Here is a 19,061-nt window from a genome sequence, read left to right on the forward strand (position 1 = left end):
TTGGACACACTACTCTCCCAGCTAAACCAAGCCCAAGCAGAGGCAGCCCAGCATATCGATGGCGCGCTATTGATTCTAGCAGGCGCAGGCAGCGGGAAGACAAAAACTATCACCACGCGTCTAGCCTATCTCATCAAAGTCGTAGGGATCCCGCCCCAATGCACTCTCACGCTCACTTTCACCAACAAAGCCGCAAATGAAATGCGCACTAGAGCATTGCAGCTCTTAGGTGTAGAGATCCCGCACCCACCCTTGCTCTGCACTTTCCACCGCTTTGGGCTGCTCTTTTTACGCGAGCATATCCACCACCTAGGGCGCAAACACGACTTCACACTGCTTGATAGCGATGATCAAAAGCGCGTTATCAAAAAACTGGATTCTAGCTTTGCCTACTTTAGCCCTGCCCAGATTCTAGGCTATATCTCTAGCTGCAAAAACAAGCTTATCCCCCCCGATCAAGCACGCAAGCAGGCAAAAAGCGAGCATTTCCTAGATCTAAGCAAAGCCTATCAAGCCTATCAGGCATTTTTAGAAGACAACAATATGCTTGATTTTGATGATTTACTGCTAAAGAGCTATGAGATTCTAGCGATCAATACTGAAATCGCTACAATGATGAGTGAGCGATACCAATACATTATGGTTGATGAATACCAAGATACAAACTTCTTGCAAGTCTCTTTGCTACAAAAGCTCTGCACCACGCATAGCAATCTCTGTGTCGTAGGCGATGATGACCAAAGCATTTATAGCTGGAGGGGGGCGGATATTTCTCATATCTTGCACTTTGCGCAAACTTTTGGCGCAAAGACCATCACCCTAGCCCAAAACTATCGCTCCAAAGAGCCGATTCTACGCGCGGCAAACGCCCTTATCGCACACAACACCTCTAGGCTTGGCAAGGAGCTGCATAGCACAAGGGGGCAAGGCGATGAAATTGTGCTGCTTAGCAATGCTGATGAAGTAGCAGAGGCAAACACCATAGCCAGCCACATTACCACGCTTTTAGCACAGGGCATCGCTCCTACGCAAATCGCCATACTCTTCCGCCTAAATGCGCTCTCTCGCAGTATAGAAGAGGGCTTAAACCGCGCCAAAATCCCCTATAAACTTATCGGCGCGACTAGATTTTATGAAAGAGCAGAGATCAAAGATGTGCTAGCATATTTCCGCGTGGTGCTAAATCTTAATGATGATTTCTCTCTCTCGCGAATCATCAATGTCCCCAAACGCTCCCTTGGCAAAATCGCGCAAGAAAAGATCTTTAGCACTGCTAGTGCGCATAAACTTAGTGTCTATGAAGCCTACAAACAAGGGCTACTAGAATCCACTTTATCACACACGCAAAATAAGCAGCTACGCGCTCTTTTTGACACCCTAGAAATCCTGCAAGCAAAACTCCAAGAAAGCGCGCTAGGATTTTTAGACGCCTTTGATGAGAGCTTTGCTTTGCGCTTGCAAACAAGTGCTGATGATATTGATAGGCGGGCAAATATTGAGGAGTTTTATGGCTATTTCCGCGACTTTTTTATGCAAAATCCGCACCAAGGGCTTGATGATTTGCTCTATGAGCTAAGTCTCTCTTCTAGCAGTGATGTAGAAGTGGGCGAGAGTGTGAGCTGTATGAGCGTACATAGCTCTAAGGGGCTGGAGTTTGACTATGTGTTTATCATAGGCTGTGAAGAAGGATTTTTCCCCCTGCTGCGTGAAGAGGGCGATCTACAAGAAGAGCGGCGGCTAGGCTATGTAGCCTTCACGCGCGCTAGGGAGAGACTCTTTGTCTCACACGCGCATTCTCGATTTTACAAAGGCAAGCGAGAGAGTCTAGCCCCATCGCGCTTCCTCAAAGAAGCTAGAATCCACTTTTGTGAAGATAGCGTAAAAGTGGATTCTAGGGGCGATTCTAGGGGCGTGGATTCTAGAGGGGCAAAAGTGGATTCTAGTGGTGGCTTTAGCAAGGGCTGTGCGGTAAGTCATAAAATCTTTGGGCTAGGAGTGGTGCAAGAAGTGCGTAGGCAGGGCGGGCAGGAGTATTTACGCATAAATTTTGGCGGGAATATCCGCTTGATCCTTGCTGATTTTGTGCAAAGGGTGTGAGATGCGATTTTTTGTGCTTTTGCTGTGCTTTTGTGCGCATTTGTGTGCCAAAGACTCTCTTACACACTTCATCGAGCAAAGCTATATGCACGCCTACAAAGACTATGACCTGCACATCACGCAAATCAGCCTACAAATCCCACCTTCAGCCAAAGACCTGCCCAATCTCTCCTGCGCTGCTCCAAATCTCTGCACACTCTCTGCCAATGCCCTTAGCAAATCCAGCGGCACACTCATAGCCAAAATCCACAACGGCACAAGCGTGCTATCTGTGCCTATCGCGTATAATATCGAAGCCGAGCTTACTATCATCAAAGCCACGGGGCTTATTAGCTCCAATGTCAATATAACCACGCAAAACACCGCCACCACACGCGCCAAGCTCTCCACCCTTACAAGCACCAAGCTCCTACCCCAAAGTGCGCTAGGCAAAGTCTCGGCGCGATCGCTCATAGGCTCTGGGGGGCTTATCACGCTAGATAAAGTCAAAGAGCGCGTGCTAGTGCGTAAGGGCGAGATGATCACAGGTATTATCCGCAGTGATAATCTCACCTTGCAAACCCAAGTCCAAGCCTTGCAAAATGGCTCACAAGGCGACATCATCAAAGTCCGCAATCAAAGCACGCAAAAAATCTTGCGCGCACAAATTATTGATGAAAGCACTGCCGAGATTCTCTAGCTTCTATCTGGTCCCTAGAATCCACTTTTTGATAAGGATTCGGCTTTCTAAAGAAACTTTGCTTCGCTTGTTTTGGGGGCAGAGCAAGACTAGAGGTCTGCGGTTGTCCTAAAAATAGCGTAATCAATCGCATTGCTTACCCAAGACTGAATCACTAGCCCTAGAATCCACTTTTTGCACACCTACTTGCGAGCTTTACATTGTAAGTAAGATACTATCCATTGCGCGGAGCAACAAGCAGCGGAGCTATATTAGCTCTACTTGTATCTGCCTAGCTTCTTCATTGCGCAGGGCGATGATTGTTTGATGCACTTGCACGGAAATAGTCGCCTTTTTGGCTGAGGTTTGCAAGATCGTGATGATCACGCCAGCCACTATCCCAAGCGATGCTAAACGCTCTTTGGCTATGCTATCTTCTAGGTTGATTGCCGTAACTTTGTAGCTATGGTTATATGCACAAGCATCAAGATTCATTTTGTCCTCTATAATGATAATGTATATTATTATAGCACTTTTGCGTTACGCTTGTGCTACAATCGCTTCCGCGCCTTTCGCGCTTATTTATACCACAAGGAGTCGCTATGAAATTCTTGGCACAAGCCATTTACCAGCACACTTTAAAGACACAAAGCAGGCTTTGTTTTAGAATCTTGCTGCATTTACGCAAGTTTTTACTACGCTTTTGTGATCCTGTTATCACCGCTACTTTTAGAGGGCTTAGGCTTACTATGCCCTTTTCTCATACGATTTTTATCAATCAAAAGCTCTATCCGCATTATGATATGCGCTTGCAAGCTATCGCGCAATATATTTGTGCCAAAGATGGCAGGCTTGCTATGATTGATGTAGGGGCAAATATCGGCGATACGGCGGTGCTCTCTTTAAGCGATCAAGCTAGCAATGCTTCATATTTGCTTATAGAAGGAGAGAGGAGCTATGCGGATTTGATTTATACCAATCTCTCGCACAATCTCCGCTCTCTCCATAAGCTCCCTAGCCCAGATTCTTATGCTATCTATACGACTAATAGCACACTAGATTCTACGGGGGGGGGGGGAGACCATAAACTCTTTTATATTTACACGACATTTTTAGGGCAGAGCGACTCTTGTGAAAAGTATGCGATGAGCTTGCAAGATGGTAGTGGCAAGCTTGTCGCTAGCTCTACTTCATCATCTATCACTACACTAGATCACATTATCCAGCAGACCAACTTCACACCTAATTTCATCAAAATCGATACCGATGGATTTGACTTCAAAGTCCTCCGAGGAGCTAGGGCTACGATTAGCGCATTTATGCCGACTCTTTATTTTGAGTGGAGTTTATCGCATTTGCTCGAGCAAGGAGAATCCCCAACTTCTATATTCCCTATGCTTAGAGACTTGGGCTATGAAAAGCTTGTGATATTTGATAATTTTGGGGACTTGCTATGTGTGCTAGATAGCACTGATAGGCTAAATCTTAGCCTACTTATGGGCTATACAAACACTTCCAAGCAAATCCACTACTACGATGTGCTAGCTATCCATAGGGCTAGCTCTTTTTGCCTGCAAGAGTATTTAAGGATTTATGCAAGCGGGGCTTAAGTGGATTTAAAATTGCTTAAGGCTTCTAAAGCCTAGCTACCAAGGAGCCTTAATGAGCCATTTTGATACCAACCTAGCCGCCCTAGCCAAAGTCGATGCGCTACTATATCTCGCTTTGAAATCTTTCAAGCCCAATCAACACTATGAAGTCTTTATGGATAATGATCCGGCAAACTACAACATCATCGATACCAAAAACACCAAAGCTCTCTACCTCACAAAGCCTATTGATGAGATTATGGAGAGAAATGCCCAGCTCCATAGCTACTCTTACTACCCCTTTTTATACCTCTATGGACTAGGCAATGGCGTGCTAATCCGCTTGCTCTTTAATGAGCAGCGGCAGCGCATAGTAGTCTTTGAGCCAGAGCTTGAGATCATTTTCATCGTGCTAAATTTGCTTGATTTTTCTAGTGAAATCGCCACGCAAAAGCTGCAAATCATCTACACTAAGCAAATCGGCTATATGGGCGTGGATTCTCTCTTTGATAGCAATAAATACTCCCGCGTATTTGTAAAAACTTATGACCTACTAGTAACCTGCCCATATTATGAGAGCTATCACGATGATATTTTGCGTATCAATGGCTATTTTATCAAAGCCATTGAGCAAGCGGTCGTGAGTGTGGGCAATGACGCTAGGGATTCTGTGGTGGGGATTTATCACCACATAGCCAATCTCCCAGACGCCCTGCGCACCCCAAGCCTAAAGGATCTCGTGCTAGCTTTAAGGGGCAGAGATAGCGCGATCATCATCTCCACAGGTCCTAGCCTACATAAGCAGCTGCCCTTGCTGAAAAAAGTCGCGCCCTATGCGACATTATTATGCGTGGATGCGAGCTTCCCCATTCTCACAAAGCACGGCATAAAGCCAGATATTGTCCTAAGTCTAGAGCGCGTGCAAGAAAGTGCCAAATTCTACACCGACACGCCCAAAAGCGCGCAAAAAGGCGTGGTGTTTGCCCTAACTTCTATCGTGCATAAGCACACCAAGCTAGCCCTAAAGGGGGCAAAAGTGTGCTTTAGCTTCCGTCCATTTGGCTATACAAGTCTCTTTGGCTTTGATGAGTATGGGTATTTAGGCATAGGAATGAGTGCGGCAAATATGGCGTATGAGCTAGCGATGCTCGCAGAATTTAAGCAGTGCATATTTATCGGGCAGGATTTGGCGTTTGGCGATGATGGCAGCTCGCATTCTAAAGATGCGATCTATGGCACACAAGAGTCCCAATACAAAAAAGAGGGCATATATGTCCCGCGCTATGGTGGAGAAGGGCAGATAGAGACAAGCAAGATTTGGAAGCTATTTTTACACTTTTTTGAAAAGGACATTGCTAGGACGCCACCTAGTATGCAAGTCATCAATGCCACGCAAGGAGGCGCGCGCATAGCTGGCACAAAGGAGCTGCCCTTTACACAAGTGGTAGAATCTATCGTGCAAAAAGCGCAGAAAAAGCCCCCCCTACTGCTAGCCCCACCTAGCCCCAAGCACAGCGCAAAGCTCATCAAGCAAGCCTACAAAAAAGCCCAAGACATCATCAAATACGGCAGCACGCAAAAGCGCAAGATCGAGCGCGTATTTTTGCAGCTAGCTAGAGAGCTAGAGCATATAGAAAAGCTCAATGCCCAAAACAAGCTTGAAAAGATCAATTTCGCCAAGCTTAATGCCCTAAGCGATAAAATCGATGATATTAAAGGGCTTTTTGGCGAGCGGAAATTTACGAGCTACTTTATGGACGCCATACAATCCTACATATTCCACCAAGAGCTAGACATCGCCAAAGTGCTAGTGCTCTACACTGCCAATGAAGATGAGCTTAAAGCAAAGCAGCTGCAATGGCTCTACTACCATAAATACTGGCTTTTCTCGCTTGCTGGGGGGATAGACTGCGTGATCCACACAACACAAAAAGCCCTTGATGAGTGGAGCAAGCAGGATCTAGCCCTAGCAAGCAGCAAACCCACTAAACGCGCAACTCTAAGCTAGAATCCACTTTCTACATCTCTTGTTTTCTTATCTTGTATCCGTGATTGCAAGCGGATTATCCGCGTATCCACACACCGCGCAAAAGTGGATTCTAGGGGGTTACCTGTTATTTTATGGATTGCCGCGCCTTGCTGTCGCAAGGCTCGCAATGACAAAGTAGGCGACTTTCTCCGTCATCGCGAGCGAGTGAAGCGAGCGTGGCGATCCATAAGAAACACCGCCAAAGTCGCAAAAAGTGGATTCTAGGCTAAGATTTTTGAAACGGATTAAGTCCGCCAAGTAGATTAAGGGCTTGGGATTTTTTGCTGTTTTCGACATTTTTGTAGGCATCATTTAGGGCTGAGATTAAGAGAATCTGCAAGGAGTCTTTATCCTCTAGCAAAGAGTCATCGATACTAATATCCACCACCTCCCCTGCGCCATTTATGCTGACACTCACAAGCCCGCCGCCACTCTTAGCCGTGTGGATAGAGTCTTGCGCACTAGATTCTAGCTCTTGCATTTGCTTTTGCATTGTGCTTAGTAGAGATTGTAATTGATTCATATCAAACATTATTACTCCTTTGGTTGTTGTAGTAAGCGATTATTCTCATCGACAAAAGCGACTCTAGGCGTATGCACTTTTGCCTCCTCTAGCGTCATACTCGCATACGCGATGATGATCACCACATCACCCACGCAAGCAAGCCTAGCTGCCGCGCCATTTAGACACACTACCCCGCTACCACTCTCCCCTAGCAAGACATAGGTGCTAAGTCTTGCGCCATTATTGACATTGACTACATCAACTTTCATACCTTCAAGCAAGCCCACTGCATTACACAACGCCCTATCAATCGTAATGGAGCCTATATAGTTGATATTTGCATCACTCACGCGTGCGCGGTGGATTTTGGCATAGAGCATTTCAAAGTGCATAGACTCTCCTATAATGTATCAATATAGCCATCTTGTGGCAAGATTAGCGTAATATCGCGCGGTAGATAGAGCAAAATCTTATCGAAAAATATTTTATGACTAAGCATATCCCCACAGATGAAAACCTGCTTGATCGCGTAGTTTTGGCTCATATCTCGCACGAAATTCCCCATAAACTCCGCTAGAGAATCCAGCACGCCAAAGGCTATCATCTCGCGCTCCACGCCTGCAAGCGCGAAGCTCATACAGCTACGCAAGATCCTAGGGTAGTCCAGCTCTATGCCTCCTTGGGGGGCTTTTTTAAGCTTGTAGTCAATGCGCGGACCCTTATCCCGCAAGCATAGCTTGGCATAATTTAGCAAGCTCTCTTTCGCGCAATCATCGCTTGCACCACTCTCACAAAACCCAAGCACTCGCGCAATAATGGCAAATATATCAGTAAGGTTTGTTGAGATTCTAGGGCTAGCCTCTAGCTCTAGCGCACCGAGTGCCCCAAAATGCGCCTGATAGTTTGCTAGTAGCCTATCTGCGCCTTTATACTCGCGCACTAGAGTCTCTAGCATAGAAGCTTCACTGCTAGCAAAGCGCACGGGCAGGGCTTGCTTGTAGCTTGTGCCATCATAGATCCACACCGCGCTAGAATGCGCCATAGAGAGATAGCATACAAGCATAAGGGCAGCGTTTTGCTCGCGCTGTGTTTTGGGCTTTGGCTTTGCCGCGCTTTTGCGGGATTCTGCGGCGGGGGCTTGCTCATTACCGCTTAGGTAAATCCCTTCGCCCCCGCCTTGAAAACCCACAAAATCATCGGCAAATCCTGTCGCCTGCGACTTGTTTAAACTTTGGGCTTGCTTGCTAGAATCCACTTTTTGCGTTTGTGCGTTTTCATCAAAACAAGCAAAGCGATGTTTCTTTAGAAAACAAGGGACACCGCTCGGCGTTAGCCGATGTTTCTTTAGAAAAATCCTGCCGCCTGCGGCGTTTTCATTCTGCGATGTTTTTACACTTTCAGCATTTTCCCTAGAATCCACTTTTTCACTAGCAGCGTTGTTTTCTGTCATTGCGAGACACTGCGTAGCAGTGGCGTGGCGATCCATAGCTTCATTGCTAAAATCCTTTTTTTGAGTTTTTTGTATTTGTTCAGCATTTTTTTCAAAAGTGGATTCTAGGTTTTGTGTTTTTGTTTGTATGGATTGCCGCGCCGCTATCGCGGACCCGAATGACGATGAAAAAGCTTCATTGCTAGAATCCACTTTTTTACTTTGCGGCTGATTTTGATTTTTGGTGGATTTTTCAAAATCGCCCCGATTATCTTCTTCTAGGATTCTAGGAGTTGCGGTGGGGCTGTGGGAGCTTTGCAAACTTTGGGGAAGGTTAGCGACCTTGGTGGTCGTGCCTTTCACAAAGTTTGCAACACTGCCGCATTGCTCACCCAAGACCGAATCCCCATCGCAAAAAGTGGATTCTAGGGGGCGCGGATAATGCTTAGCAACAATGCTAAAAAGATTATGCCTGCTCTTGCGCGTGTTGAGATAGATCCCATCGCGTCCGCAGACAATGCTCTCTAGCTTTGGCACACAAAAGCGCGAGCTATACGATAAATCCGCAGACTTGCGAGCTTTACGGATAAAGACATATTCCACACCTTTAGTGCGAGCAAGAGAGCCTAGCAGCATAAGCATAGGGTCAAAAGCGAGCAAGCACTCTATCTCCACGCGCTCGCTAGAGCCTAGCAGCTCTTCGCGGAAAATATCCTTAGAGCAGAGCTTCATACTAGGCTTCTCCACGCTAGCAAGACAGGAGAGCTGGGTAGAATCGATACGCATAAAGCTCTGCAACGCCCCCATTTCCCAAAACATTAGCGCGGATTGCTTGGATTTGGCGCGTGATAGCTCATAGCTCCCGCGTGCGGTGGCGATAGTGATGGGACGCTTAAGCAGGGCGTGGGAGAGAGAGTCTAGGAGCGTGTAAAGTGCGTTTGGGGGGATTGTGATCGCGCGAGAGCTTTTGGGGTCTTTAGGATTTGGCGTGTGGATATGGGAGAAAAACTGCTTGCATAAACGCGAAAAGCTAGAATCCTGCTTTTCAAAGCTTTGTATCAGTGCTAGGGTGTCGCTTACCATAGGCAGAGGTTTAGCGCAAGCGCGTGCGGCGCGGTAAAAGCGCGGCGATCGGTGGCTAGCCTCATACTCTGGCTCAATGCGATCAAAGATGAAATACATACTTAAAGGCAGGGTGCGTGAGAGCTCATCGGCAAAGCCTAGCACGCGCGCGGAAAAATCATCTGTGTTTGGTGTTTTGGGTGTTGGTTTGGTTTTGGCGTTAGGCGATGTTTCTTTAGAAAACAAGCGAAGCGATGTTTCTTTAGAAAACAAGGGATACCGCTCGCCGTTAGGCGATGTTTCTTTAGAAATCCTGCCGCCTGCGGTGTTTTTGTCAAACACACTTTTGATCCCTGCGTTATTGCTAGAATCCACTTCTGCAAGGATAAAGGCGTATTGATAGGGCGGATTTGTGTCGATAAATTCTTTGGCATAGGCTAGATTATGTGCTTTGGCTATGTGTGTTAAGATCGCTTCAAATGGCGCGATATAGGAGCTAGGCTTGCTTGTGTGGAAGATAAAGGCTAGCACGCTAGTAGCCCTTGTAGGAATGATTGGCGATAGCTTGGATAGGAGTAGAATCCACTTTTTTACTCTCAAAGCCTAGCGTGCGTAAATATCGCAGCACCTCTTGCTCTAAGTCATCAAATCGCGCTAGAAGCTCACTTGATAGCTCAAAAGTCGTATCCTCTCCTATGATATAAGGCACAACACCGATGATATGCAAGGGCGGTAGATCGCCTAGAAGCTTAATCATCTTTAGCGTTTGGAGCATTTCTACCTCGTGCGCACTCCCCGCCCAAGTGATAGTATCAGGGATCGCAGAAAATGGGAAGCTATACACATCGCCGATCGCCGCACCAGCGACATTGATCGTATCAAGCACCAGCACAGAATCATACTCGACAATCATAGGGATAAGAGCTTGGGCGAGCGTGCCACCATCGACAAACTCTATACTATGCTCTAGTGAGTCAAAGGCATAATTGACCTTTAGATAATTGCACAAATGCACGCCAATACCCTCATCACCAAAGAGGATATTGCCTATCCCTAGCACCAAAACACGCAAATTTACACTTTCAGCTCGTTTTGATAGCGCACACCGCTGATAATCGCATCTGCCCCACCATTTGGATATTTCACAGAATTCCACACGACAAGATAAATATGCACAGGGATAAAGATCACAAACGCCCAAGTCAATATATGGTGGATCACGCGGACATTAGATAGCCCACCACATAGCACTTCTACCCATTTAAAGCACGCGCCCAGCACGCCACCTAGCCCACTATGATAGACATTGCCATAGAGTGCCACACCTGTCAAGCACACAAGCAGCGTCAGCACACCAAGTGTGAAGTAAGTGATAAATTGCAGTGGATTATACGCGCCTTCTATATGCGGATGCTTGCCGATAAAGAGATAAGTCTTAATCGAAGCAATCCACACTTTCACATCGATAAACTGCTTAAATGACCGCCGCTCCTCTTTGCTCCCCTCTTTGTCAAAAAAGAAAAGATACACACGGAAGATAGACACTGCGATCAAGATAAACCCTAGAATCAAGTGGATACTGCGGATATATGCTTGGGTAAAAAGCGTAGGCTCAGGGCTTGGAGTCGCGCTCAAAAATGGCATAGCGATATAAAATCCCGTGCCAATAAGCCCAAAAATCGCAAACGCACGCAACCAGTGGAAAATCCTAGTCAGCCCAGAAAACTCCGTATGGGCTTGGAAATCCCTCTTGCCAGAATCTACTGCTTCTCTCATAGTCTCTCCTTATATGCGAGCAAATGAGGGCTTGACTTGATACTCACTAAGCTCCACGCCCTTTGTATCCATAATATGCACCGCACACGCAATACAAGGGTCAAAGGAGTGGATATGGCGGATAATCTCTAGCGGCTGTGTAATATCCGCTACCTTTGTGCCTATAAGGCTCATTTCATAGGGACCTTTCTTGCCTTGAGAGTCTCTTGGACCGGCATTCCAAGTAGAAGGCACGACCGCTTGATAATTCTCCACCTTGCCGCCTTTGATTCGCACCCAGTGGCTTAGCATACCTCTAGGCACATTGCCGATATATCGCCCCTTGTATTCCTTACTCTCATCAATGCTATAAGGCGCACAAGTGCGTGTATCGACTTTGAGATTCTCCACAAGTGTGTCAAACGCCTTTAGCCCATAATCACACAACACACGCGCTTCAATACATCTCGCCGCTGTTCTACCAAGTGTGGTAAAGAGAACATCTACCGGCAAGCCTGTTTGCTTTAAAAACTCTTGCGCTACGGGCGTGATGTAGGGGTTTTTGGCTGCAAGCCCTACTACTACGGTTGCCAAAGGTCCTACCTCCATAGGCTCGCCATCATAGCGCGGAGATTTGATCCACGAGTATTTACCATCGTGTTTGAGATTTTTAGTGGGGATTTCCTTGCCATCTGGTCCTATGCTTACTCCATCATCAAAGCCTGTGTAGTCTGGCGTTGTTTGTCCATCATAAGGGTGGAGAGCGACTTTATCGGTGTTTTCATACTTATACCAAGAGTTTGTAACTTCTTCGGCGATGAGATTTTCATCTAAATCATAGAGCTTGCTTAAATCGCCATTTTTCACAATCCCTGTGCTATATAAATACTCATTTTCGCCAATTTGCATTTCAGCGTGTGATAGGAAGTTTTTCACTCCGCAGCCTGCTTGTGCCACTGAAGGCTCGCTAGCATACACTTGAGCTGCCATTACAAGATCTGCCCAATATGCGCGATACACGAAGTCTGCTACCATTTCAAATTTACTCTTCCACTCGCCAAGCCTTGTAGGATCTAAAATATCCATAACAGAAGTTACCCCACCTACGGTTAGACTTTGTGGGTGGGGCTGCTTAGCACCAAAGATTGCCATCATTTTTGCCACTTCGCGCTGCACTTCAAGGAGCTTTAGATAGTGCGATAGGACAATGAGATTTTGCTCTGGAGAGAAGCGATAAGTTTTATGCCCCCAATAGGCGTTTTGGAATGGTCCTAGTGCGCCTTGCTGGACAAAGTCTCCTACGCGCTTTTGCACGGCTAGGAGCTCATTTTCTCCAGCGCATAAAGGAATTTTGGCGTATTTGTAGGCTTCTTTTGCAGCTTTTGCTGGGTCGGCTTTTAATGCGCTTGTAATATCACACCAATCAAGTCCGTGTAGCGTATAGAAATGCACAATGTGGTCGTGCAAAAAGAGTGAGATATTCATAAGAGAGCGCACCATTTGCGCATTGAGCGGAGGCTTGATACCTAGGGCATCTTCAACAGCGACAATACCGGCTTTATAGTGGCTATATGTGCATACACCACAGATCCTTTGCGCGATAAACCCCGCATCTCTAGGATCGCGCCCTACGATGATTTTCTCTAATCCTCTCCACAAAGTCGATGAAGAAAACGCATCGACAATGGTGTTGCTCTCATCAACGATCACTTCTATACGCAAGTGTCCTTCAATCCTTGTGATTGGATCTACGATAATTCGCTTTGTCATTTTCTCTCCTTAATGCGTGCTATTTGGCTTTAGTCATACTTGATACGACTGCGTGCGCGGCGATGCCCACAGCTGTTACAGCAAGCACTGCGGTGCCGATTGTATCTGCCGCTTTATCTGCGCCATAGCCGCTATATGCGGTGTGGAATGGCGTATTCCCCAAGGGTCGCTCAAATGGGCTCATCGTATCCCAGAAGTTTGGCTCACTGCAGCCAATGCAGCCGTGCCCTGCTTGTATGGGCCAGCTTGTGTGGGAGTTGAAGCGCAGTTTAGAGCAGTTGTTGAAAGTATAGGGACCTTTGCAGCCTACTTTGTATAGGCAGTAGCCTTTTTCAGCGTTGCTATCGCCAAAGGCTTCTACAAACTCACCCGCATCAAAATGCCCTCTACGCTCGCAGAGATCGTGGATCCTATGCCCATACGCCCAAGTCGGTCGCCCAAAGGCATCAATAGGCGGAGTCTTGCCAAACATCACAAAATACAGCACATTGCCTACGATATTTTTCTCACTTGGTGGGCAGCCCGGGACTTTTATCACAGGCTTTGAGATGATTTTATCAAGTGGTTGGGCGTTGGTGGGGTTTGGCGCGGCAGCTTGCACACCACCATAGCTAGAGCAAGTCCCAATAGCAAATATCGCCATAGCTCCCTCTGCGGCGTGGCGGCACTCTTGCGCACCTGTGGTGGCGTTTGCCCCGATTGTTAGGAAGTATTCACTACTGCCCTTTGGTATCCCACCTTCTACCATTAAGATATAGTTGCCGTGGTGTTTTTTGATAGCGGATTCTAGGTTTTGTGTCGCTTGGTAGCCTGAGGCTGCCATAATGGTCTCGTGGTATTCAAGGTTTATCATATCAAATATCACAGAATCCACACTTGGATCCTCTGTGCGCAGCAAGCTCTCGCTGCAGCCGGTGCATTCTGCCATATGCAGCCAGATCACAGGTGTGCGATTAGCGATCTCTGCGGCACGCGCGGTAAGCGGTGCGAAGCTTGCTGGAAGTGAGAGAGCTGCTGTCATCGCCCCCGCCCATTTCATAAAATCACGCCGTGAGATACCCTTACTCTCTAGCTCTGTGATAAGCTCTTTATCGCCATTGTGCGCGGGGAGCTTCTCTATCCTATCAAGCCTAGTGGAGACCTCTGCCATAAGCTCTTGTGTGCTTTTTTGTGTCATATCAAAGCTAGAATCCACTTTTTTCATTTTCTCTCCTTTGCTACTTTGCAACTAATCTAGCTGCGGATTTTAGGCACAAAGTGCTAAAATCTCACTTAATCCACCCTAAATGCTTAAGCATAGTGTGTAGTCTTGAAGCGACTAGATTCTAGCTCTTAAGACTTCTTCAAACACACTCTCACTTAAATCGCCAAAGAGTGGGGCATTGCAAAACTGCAAGCTCTCACAAGTCGGGCAGTCAAGATTTAGCTCTATCATCACAGGCTTACCATTTTCATCGATAGTAAAATCCCAGCCGATAAGCCCAAAATGCGGCAGCACTAGGTGCATAGACTTAGCCATAGTTACAGCCTTATCAAAATGCGGAATCTGCTCGCCGCAAACTCTCGCGCCACTTGGTAGGCTTGAAGCCTGTTTGCCCCAGCCTTGGGCGATAAAATCTCTCGCCACGCCATTTTCATCAATGCCGATTTTATAAAACTCCCCATCATTAGACGCCACGCCTCCAGCCCCGATATATAGCACCGCGCTAAGTAGCACGCATTTGTTTTGATATAAAAAAGTAACGATTCTAAAGGTATTCACAGAGCTTGGCTGTAAATCGCGCAAAAAATGGTGCTGTGTAATGACTTCTTGTATCGCAATATCGCCTGTATAGCCTGCTAGCACTTGTGCTATGTCTTGCCCCCTAGAATCCACTATTGCAATCCCACTGCCTAGCCCTGTGGCGTGCATTTCTGTGGGCTTAATCAGCACGCGGTCATAGTCTTGTAGCGATGCTAAAGTGGATTCTAGACTTTGGGGCGTGTGGCTTGTATTTGCGCTTGGGCGGTAGTAGCTGCCTTTTATACGCTTGGCTATCGTGCGAGGGGTAGGGAAGCGGGAGAAAATCACATCATAGTAGTTTTTATCGCTAAAGGCGGCTTGGTAGGATTTAGGATTGAAGTAGGGGAGGATATCGCAGTAGTAGAAGTGATTGTCTAGGTAGGCTACATCTAGGGGGTGGTGGGGATTTATGCTATGGTAGATTGTATGCCAGCTTAGTAGCTCATCTAGTCGCTCTTGTAATGCACTCTTGCCCGCGCCGCCACGAGAGAGAGAGAGAGAGAGAGAGAGAGAGTAAAGGCGTCCAAAACTCTAGCACCTTTTTAGCGTGATCTTGTGGCAAATCGCGTAAAGCTCCTACTTGGCTTAGGTAGTTTAGGTAGGATTTGGTCTTGCTTGCAAAATAGCATCTTTGGGCTTTATAAACTCTAGTGGCTTTGAAGCTCGCCAAATAGGATTTGATGTAGGATTTGGCGGAGTTTTTTAGTAGAGATTGTAGGCTCATTTATGTCCTTTGTGTTGGGCTTGAAAATGTGGATTCTAACAGAATCTTGCTTTATCTGGTTTCTTTAGGACTCTTTATGGCTAAATCGCGCCAAAGCCCTTGCTAGATCCTCTGGGCTGTCAATCCCTATGCTCTGCGTCTCTACAAACACCATAGCAATGCGCCATCCATAGTAAAGCGCGCGTAGCTGCTCTAGCTTCTCTGTATGCTCTAGGGGGGATTGCTCCCTAGATTGTGGCAGGGAGCAAAACTCTTTAAGACTCTCTACACTATACCCATACACGCCCAAATGCCCCAAATAGCTAGAATCCATTTTGCTATCATCTGTGCTACCATCGCGATCATAAGGGATAAGAGAGCGCGAGAAATACAGCGCATTGCCACTAGAATCCACCACGACTTTCACCACATTTGGGTCAAGGGCTTGGGCTTTGGTGATATGTGTAGCACAGCTTGCCATAAACGCACCTTGCGCCATTTTGCTCTGCAATGCTTGCAAAATCTCTGGCTCTAAAAACGGCTCATCAGCTTGGAGATTGATGATGATCTCACTGCTAGGAAGCCCTAGCTTTTTTGCCGCTTCATAGCATCTATCAGTGCCGCTTTGATGATCTTTGCTTGTAAGAGTGGCGCGGATATTGTGGCTCTGGCATAGCTCTAGCACGCTTATATCATCGCAAGCCACGCAGACCTCATCGACTTTGGCGGCGTTTTTGGCACTTTTTATCACCATAGGTAGCCCAAAAATATCGGCTAGGATTTTGTTTGGAAAGCGAGTGGAAGCAAGCCGCGCTGGGATTATGATCATAGGGTCTCCTTATATTTAAAATAGCAAGCAAACAGCTGCTAATTATATCCCAAAGCACAAGGGACTCAAGCCTGCCATAATGCTAAAAATGCAGTGATATGCCAGCTTTTGTCTGCCACAAATGCTGTGTCTCATAGATAATGCGTGTGTTGGGGAGTAGATTCCAATATACACTAGAATCTACAAATACATCTAGTGCGAAATGTTTGCTTGTATAGAGATTTATCCCAAGAAAGCCACGCAGCCTTGAGTCATAGCCGCGATTATTTCCCAAAATATCATAATACAAACTTGATTCTACGATAGCTTTGACTCTGGGGAGGCGTGCGATCACACCAAGTCTCATAGCAATGTAGGGATTATGAATCACTTCATAGCGATAGCCAAGAAATGGCAGTGCAAAAAATGTCAAATACCTAGCATACGCGCTAAACCCAAGCCCGCTTTCAATGGTTGGAAAAAGCCTTGTCTGGCGATTTATAAAAGCACCAAAAGCATTGCTAGCTTCATACTGGTAGAGGTTAGATTCTAGGCGCACAGAGATAAGCTTAGATAGCGTATGCGTGCGATAAAAATCCGCCAAAGAATACAAATGCAACAGCTCAATTTGAGAGAGAAAAGCACGCTCTTGGCGAGTGGTCAAGCTAGAATCTAGTGCGATTTTACCCTCTATGGCAAAAAGTCTAGATTCTATATGCTCCTTGTAGCTAGAATCCGCATTTGTGATAGCAGAGTAAATTGGTGCGAGATAAAAAGAGAGTAGATTGCCCTGCTCATAATCTAGCGTTAGCTTGCTATTTGGATAGGAGTGCAAAATATCATTTACCCCAAAGCGATTGATGAATTTCTGTTTATGTGGTGGTGCGAGCCACTCTTGTGTGGCAATCTGCCCCGTTGAATCTAGGCGCTTAATGTAAGTAGCTGGCGTGATAAAAGGCTTAAATTTCTTAAATCCATAGCTAGAATCTAGCACGCTTAGGATCTGTGCGATCCCATCGGTGCAGTTATGAGTGATGAAAGCGTAGTGGATTTGCCTATCTTTTAGCTCCCACAAATGCAGCCTAAACAGCTCGCGCTGTGAAAAAGTGGATTCTAGCTTGAAGCGATAAAGCACGCGAGATTGATTCTCTAAATATTCTGTGGAGAGATTGCTATAAGGAGTTAGCGCGTAATAGCCTGTTAAGCTACCAAACATCGCGCGGATATAATCGAGCGGATTAAAAAACTCGCTTAAAATTGCGTAGTAGCTCATACCATATTCTTGTATGTCGCCTTTTTTACGCACGATTTTTATGTCTCCAGCCTCTGTATCTATGTCTTGCTGGCTTTCTCCAAGCAAGCGCAAATAGATATGCCCCATACTAGAGCCCGGATATATGTCGCTCTCTGCGGCAAACTCAAGCCAGATTTCATCAATTGGCACAAGAGCCAAAAACTCTTGCAAGCCCTTGCATAGCGTGCTTTGCCCATAAGCTAGAATCGCCTGCAAGGCTTGTTTATAAGCTAGCGCATTTGTCGTGCTACTTGCTACTAGATTTTGCAAATACAATTCAATAAGCTGTAATCTCGCAGGATACAAGCAGGCAAACTCTCGCTCATTGCCATTTGCCTTTAACCCACTAGAATCTATTGCGTTTATTAGGCTATTTATGGTAGCGATATATTCTAATCGCGGATTTTTATGCCCCTTTTTGTGCAAGAAAAATGTCGATTTTTGGGATTGCTTAGGGATACTTGAGTGATTATTTTGGTAGTGGAGCAGAGCTCTCCAAGTGGGGGATTGCGGAACAGGAAGTGCGAGAAGAGTCTCACGCAAAGTGGCAGAATCTACACGAAAATCAATACTTGAAATGCCAACACTCAATGAAGCTTGGCTGGCTACCAGCGGACTTGCACAAAGACAAGCCCATAATGCTAGAAAAACTACGCGCAATTTATGTCTTTTCTCTCACAGGAATGATCCAAGTTGTATTTGAATACTGATACGCTCCGCCTGTGGCAAAATCTACCCCAACACTTATAAGCCCGGGCAATATATATAAGAAAATACCAAGAATATCCAGCCACACACCGACACTCATTTCATCTTGTCCTGCAATACTAAAAAATGAATCTTCATATCTAGGATTATCTGCATTGAACACCTGAATGCTTGCTCCCTTTTTTCTGCTAATTTTTAACTCTGCTGGGACTTGCACTTTTTGTCCATTTATAGTAGCCACGACACTTTTGCCATTTGAAGTGTTAATAAGCACCTTTTGTGTTGTGCCATTGGTGATAAGCCCACAGCCACTTAGGCAAAGAAGCATACCTAGCATTAAGATCCTTGCTACAATAACCCCAATAAACCTACACATATCTCATTTGACACATTTTGGATATACAGGCAAAACAAGTTGCTTGTTGGAGTATTTAAAAGCACTGCCACTAGTTTGATCCACAATCATACTAGTAAAGCCCGGCAAAATAAATGCAAATACACCAAGTATATTAAGGAACATAAGCGGATTTTCTGGCAACATAATTTCATTTCTACCGATTGCTTGCGAGTTGATAGAGCTATCTTGATAGTTTGGATTATCTGCTGAATACAAATGTATCATCTCACCCTTTCTTTTAAGCTGCAAGGTGGCTGGGAGGCGCACCTTTTGCCCGCTAATAGTTACTACAACCTTATCGCCATTTGAAGCTACAAGTGAGACTTGCTCCTTGGGACCACTTGTGATAGTCGCACAGCCTGTGAAAATCACACCAAAAGCGAGAAGAATCGCACCAAAAGACCACATAGATAACATTCGCATTACTGCTCCTTATTCCTTATGTTGAAATTGAAAAGTGATTCAATCAAAAAA

19 protein-coding genes are annotated in these 19,061 nt (G+C 46.0%); 5 read left to right on the top strand and 14 right to left on the bottom strand.

The features are described 5' to 3' along the window. Nucleotides 1-2,097 carry an ATP-dependent helicase gene (locus tag DX060_RS00975; RefSeq protein WP_115010734.1) on the top strand — a complete coding sequence of 699 codons (2,097 nt, stop codon included), beginning with the start codon at nucleotides 1-3 and terminating at the stop codon, nucleotides 2,095-2,097. Nucleotide 2,098: 1 nt separating this feature from the next. After that, complete coding sequence (flgA, locus tag DX060_RS00980; RefSeq protein WP_115010735.1) at nucleotides 2,099-2,776, top strand: flagellar basal body P-ring formation chaperone FlgA; 678 nt, start codon at nucleotides 2,099-2,101, stop codon at nucleotides 2,774-2,776. 246 nt (nucleotides 2,777-3,022) lie between these two features. Here flgA and DX060_RS00985 read toward each other — a convergent pair whose 3' ends face one another. Continuing rightward, complete coding sequence (locus DX060_RS00985; protein WP_115010736.1) at nucleotides 3,023-3,250, bottom strand: FeoA family protein; 228 nt, start codon at nucleotides 3,248-3,250, stop codon at nucleotides 3,023-3,025. Between the two features lie 107 nt (nucleotides 3,251-3,357). Here DX060_RS00985 and DX060_RS00990 point away from each other — a divergent pair, with 107 nt between their 5' ends. The 3 genes from DX060_RS00990 to DX060_RS11065 all read left to right on the top strand — a co-directional run bounded on the left by DX060_RS00990 (nucleotide 3,358) and on the right by DX060_RS11065 (nucleotide 6,598). After that, nucleotides 3,358-4,365 carry an FkbM family methyltransferase gene (locus tag DX060_RS00990; protein ID WP_115010737.1) on the top strand — a complete coding sequence of 336 codons (1,008 nt, stop codon included), beginning with the start codon at nucleotides 3,358-3,360 and terminating at the stop codon, nucleotides 4,363-4,365. Between the two features lie 52 nt (nucleotides 4,366-4,417). Further along, nucleotides 4,418-6,352 carry a motility associated factor glycosyltransferase family protein gene (locus DX060_RS00995; protein WP_115010738.1) on the top strand — a complete coding sequence of 645 codons (1,935 nt, stop codon included), beginning with the start codon at nucleotides 4,418-4,420 and terminating at the stop codon, nucleotides 6,350-6,352. A gap of 84 nt (nucleotides 6,353-6,436) precedes the next feature. Further along, entirely contained in the window at nucleotides 6,437-6,598 is a 162-nt protein-coding gene (locus DX060_RS11065; protein WP_181814118.1) for a hypothetical protein, read from the top strand. Between the two features lies 1 nt (nucleotide 6,599). Here the strand turns inward: DX060_RS11065 and DX060_RS01000 are convergent, their stop codons facing one another. The 13 genes from DX060_RS01000 to DX060_RS01070 form a co-directional block, all read right to left on the bottom strand. Next, a complete protein-coding gene (locus tag DX060_RS01000) occupies nucleotides 6,600-6,905 on the bottom strand; it encodes a YbaB/EbfC family nucleoid-associated protein (RefSeq protein WP_115010739.1) in 306 nt (101 codons plus the stop codon). A 2-nt stretch (nucleotides 6,906-6,907) separates the two neighbouring features. Then, nucleotides 6,908-7,270 carry an aspartate 1-decarboxylase gene (gene panD / locus DX060_RS01005; protein WP_115010740.1) on the bottom strand — a complete coding sequence of 121 codons (363 nt, stop codon included), beginning with the start codon at nucleotides 7,268-7,270 and terminating at the stop codon, nucleotides 6,908-6,910. Nucleotides 7,271-7,278: 8 nt separating this feature from the next. Continuing rightward, a complete protein-coding gene (locus DX060_RS11665; protein WP_220176706.1) occupies nucleotides 7,279-9,900 on the bottom strand; it encodes a hypothetical protein in 2,622 nt (873 codons plus the stop codon). A gap of 1 nt (nucleotide 9,901) precedes the next feature. After that, nucleotides 9,902-10,441 (bottom strand): HyaD/HybD family hydrogenase maturation endopeptidase, encoded by a 540-nt coding sequence (locus DX060_RS01025; RefSeq protein WP_115010744.1) that lies wholly within the window; start codon nucleotides 10,439-10,441, stop codon nucleotides 9,902-9,904. Between the two features lie 2 nt (nucleotides 10,442-10,443). Next, nucleotides 10,444-11,145: a Ni/Fe-hydrogenase, b-type cytochrome subunit gene (gene cybH, locus DX060_RS01030; RefSeq protein WP_115010745.1), complete on the bottom strand. Its 702-nt coding sequence runs from the start codon at nucleotides 11,143-11,145 to the stop codon at nucleotides 10,444-10,446. 9 nt (nucleotides 11,146-11,154) lie between these two features. Continuing rightward, nucleotides 11,155-12,894 (bottom strand): nickel-dependent hydrogenase large subunit, encoded by a 1,740-nt coding sequence (locus DX060_RS01035; RefSeq protein ID WP_115010746.1) that lies wholly within the window; start codon nucleotides 12,892-12,894, stop codon nucleotides 11,155-11,157. A 19-nt stretch (nucleotides 12,895-12,913) separates the two neighbouring features. After that, a complete protein-coding gene (locus DX060_RS01040) occupies nucleotides 12,914-14,071 on the bottom strand; it encodes a hydrogenase small subunit (protein ID WP_115012252.1) in 1,158 nt (385 codons plus the stop codon). A gap of 141 nt (nucleotides 14,072-14,212) precedes the next feature. Then, a complete protein-coding gene (locus tag DX060_RS01045; RefSeq protein WP_475690379.1) occupies nucleotides 14,213-14,965 on the bottom strand; it encodes a sugar-transfer associated ATP-grasp domain-containing protein in 753 nt (250 codons plus the stop codon). A 154-nt stretch (nucleotides 14,966-15,119) separates the two neighbouring features. Continuing rightward, a complete protein-coding gene (locus DX060_RS01050; RefSeq protein ID WP_115010748.1) occupies nucleotides 15,120-15,401 on the bottom strand; it encodes a hypothetical protein in 282 nt (93 codons plus the stop codon). Nucleotides 15,402-15,465: 64 nt separating this feature from the next. Further along, nucleotides 15,466-16,209, bottom strand: coding sequence for a 3-deoxy-manno-octulosonate cytidylyltransferase (kdsB, locus tag DX060_RS01055; RefSeq protein WP_115010749.1), 744 nt, complete (start codon nucleotides 16,207-16,209; stop codon nucleotides 15,466-15,468). Between the two features lie 82 nt (nucleotides 16,210-16,291). Continuing rightward, a complete protein-coding gene (locus DX060_RS01060; RefSeq protein WP_115010750.1) occupies nucleotides 16,292-18,142 on the bottom strand; it encodes a lipoprotein N-acyltransferase Lnb domain-containing protein in 1,851 nt (616 codons plus the stop codon). Nucleotide 18,143: 1 nt separating this feature from the next. After that, nucleotides 18,144-18,527: a hypothetical protein gene (locus DX060_RS01065; RefSeq protein WP_115010751.1), complete on the bottom strand. Its 384-nt coding sequence runs from the start codon at nucleotides 18,525-18,527 to the stop codon at nucleotides 18,144-18,146. Between the two features lie 42 nt (nucleotides 18,528-18,569). After that, complete coding sequence (locus DX060_RS01070; RefSeq protein ID WP_115010752.1) at nucleotides 18,570-19,010, bottom strand: hypothetical protein; 441 nt, start codon at nucleotides 19,008-19,010, stop codon at nucleotides 18,570-18,572. Nucleotides 19,011-19,061 lie beyond the last annotated feature (51 nt).

It is taken from the genome of Helicobacter canis (genome assembly GCF_900451095.1).
GTDB classification, from domain to species: Bacteria; Campylobacterota; Campylobacteria; order Campylobacterales; family Helicobacteraceae; genus Helicobacter_B; species Helicobacter_B zhangjianzhongii.

Excerpts from the sequence above, each read along its gene's own strand:
- kdsB (WP_115010749.1), bottom strand. The coding sequence starts at position 16,209 with ATGATCATAATCCCAGCGCGGCTTGCTTCCACTCGCTTTCCAAACAAA.
- DX060_RS01050 (WP_115010748.1), bottom strand. The coding sequence starts at position 15,401 with ATGAGCCTACAATCTCTACTAAAAAACTCCGCCAAATCCTACATCAAA.
- DX060_RS01065 (WP_115010751.1), bottom strand. The coding sequence starts at position 18,527 with ATGCTAGGTATGCTTCTTTGCCTAAGTGGCTGTGGGCTTATCACCAAT.
- DX060_RS01035 (WP_115010746.1), bottom strand. The coding sequence starts at position 12,894 with ATGACAAAGCGAATTATCGTAGATCCAATCACAAGGATTGAAGGACAC.
- flgA (WP_115010735.1), top strand. The coding sequence starts at position 2,099 with ATGCGATTTTTTGTGCTTTTGCTGTGCTTTTGTGCGCATTTGTGTGCC.
- DX060_RS01070 (WP_115010752.1), bottom strand. The coding sequence starts at position 19,010 with ATGCGAATGTTATCTATGTGGTCTTTTGGTGCGATTCTTCTCGCTTTT.
- DX060_RS00995 (WP_115010738.1), top strand. The coding sequence starts at position 4,418 with ATGAGCCATTTTGATACCAACCTAGCCGCCCTAGCCAAAGTCGATGCG.
- DX060_RS00990 (WP_115010737.1), top strand. The coding sequence starts at position 3,358 with ATGAAATTCTTGGCACAAGCCATTTACCAGCACACTTTAAAGACACAA.
- cybH (WP_115010745.1), bottom strand. The coding sequence starts at position 11,145 with ATGAGAGAAGCAGTAGATTCTGGCAAGAGGGATTTCCAAGCCCATACG.
- DX060_RS01040 (WP_115012252.1), bottom strand. The coding sequence starts at position 14,071 with ATGACACAAAAAAGCACACAAGAGCTTATGGCAGAGGTCTCCACTAGG.
- DX060_RS01000 (WP_115010739.1), bottom strand. The coding sequence starts at position 6,905 with ATGTTTGATATGAATCAATTACAATCTCTACTAAGCACAATGCAAAAG.
- panD (WP_115010740.1), bottom strand. The coding sequence starts at position 7,270 with ATGCACTTTGAAATGCTCTATGCCAAAATCCACCGCGCACGCGTGAGT.
- DX060_RS00985 (WP_115010736.1), bottom strand. The coding sequence starts at position 3,250 with ATGAATCTTGATGCTTGTGCATATAACCATAGCTACAAAGTTACGGCA.